At 50.1% G+C, this 1,451-nt stretch carries 2 protein-coding genes; both read right to left on the bottom strand.

Going from position 1 to position 1,451, the window contains the following annotated elements:
- Positions 1 to 57: 57 nt before the first annotated feature.
- Entirely contained in the window at positions 58 to 609 is a 552-nt protein-coding gene (locus tag QVO97_RS09020; protein ID WP_022360006.1) for a TetR/AcrR family transcriptional regulator, read from the bottom strand.
- Positions 610 to 750: 141 nt separating this feature from the next.
- Positions 751 to 1,451, bottom strand: a 701-nt coding sequence (locus tag QVO97_RS09025) for a TrkA C-terminal domain-containing protein (RefSeq protein WP_288189501.1), incomplete at its 5' end; no start/stop codon positions are given.

Consider the following 1,451-nt stretch of genomic DNA (forward strand, 5'->3'; position numbering starts at 1 on the left):
TGCGCAGACCTACTGAACAGTTACAATAATTCTCAAAACTGCCGGAAACCTGCTTTCCTAACGGACCTGCATAGGGTCGCACCCGATGCATTTGCGGATCACGCTCATGAACGTGGCGACACGCTCCTTCACATCCGCCTCATCCTTAAACGGCGCGTCAAACGCAACTCCCATGACTGAGAAAATGATGATCTGCACCGCCATCGCCGCCTCCGGCATCGTCAGCTTCTTGAACATACCAATCCGCTCCAGATGGTTATAAAAATACTGGTACACCTTTTCTCCCATCTGACGGCGCAGCGCCATGAACTGTGCTGACTCAGACAATGCCCGGATATGCTTCTGATTTTCCATGATATACATATAAAGCTGTGCCAGCGCCTTCTCCGGATCCGGCTGGCTCATCGTCTCTTCCATGACGCGCTTCATCTCGCGTTCCATCCGGTATTCCATCAAATCATATATATCTTTAAAGTAATAATAAAACGTTTTTCTTGTGATCCGGCTCCGCTCAACCAGCGCCGTGACCGTGATCTTCTCGAGCGGTCTCTCCGACTCCAGCTCGATATAAGCCTCTACAATCCGTTCCTTCGTATTTCCCTGCTGCATACTCTTTTCCTCCGGCAAACCGTTGTTGTTTTAGTATAGTTTAAAATTCAACAAACTGCAAGTATTGCCTGAAATTTCCATGTTCCTGCAATGAATCCGCGTTACGGTTCACGGATAGGCACTTTTGGAACCGAAAGTGCCTTACTTGTGAACAGCAGCCGATACGACCGGTCCGCTTTCGTGTTTCACACGCCCTTCCACCTGCGGCAGTTTCTGCGAGTATACAACCACCCGGTCGCCTTCCAGTATCTGCGTACCGCCGTCTGGAATGATGATCTGGCTGCCCCGCTTTATCATCACAATGATCGTATTCTTATAGAAGCGCGCCTCCGCGATCTTCTTACCACACCAGCGGTGATCTGGTGTCATCAGAATCTCTTTTAAAAGGATTCCCTGGCTGTCCGTAAAGCCCTCTGCACCCAAGACGACGGTATCCCCTTCCTGAATGACAGTCTGCCCTTTGGGCACAATCGTCTGCGCGCCGCGCCGGATCACTGTGATTAACATACCCGGAAGCATCTCGATCTCACAGATTTTACGGCTTTTCCACGGATGATTGTCCCCGATCGGAAGCTGCACGAACTGAATCTGCATATCGCCCGTATAGTCCGAGAACGTCCGCATGACATCGGTCGAGTTGTCGATCATGTCACATTTTTCTGCCACCTTCGGAAGCAGCGAACCCTGAAAAATGATGGAAAATAAAACAACGCAGAACACAATGTGGAATATATCATATTTCATATATCCCTCACTAAGCGTCGCCATGATCGCAAATACGATTGACGCCGCACCGCGCAGACCCGCCCAGGAAATAACCAGATACTGCCCGATCGGCGGTT

The organism is Clostridium sp. CAG:43, assembly GCF_000434655.1.
GTDB lineage: Bacteria > Bacillota > Clostridia > Lachnospirales > Lachnospiraceae > Otoolea > Otoolea fessa.

What these genes read in the sequence shown, in the direction of transcription:
- QVO97_RS09020 (WP_022360006.1), bottom strand. Translation starts at nt 609, where the DNA reads ATGCAGCAGGGAAATACGAAGGAACGGATTGTAGAGGCTTATATCGAG.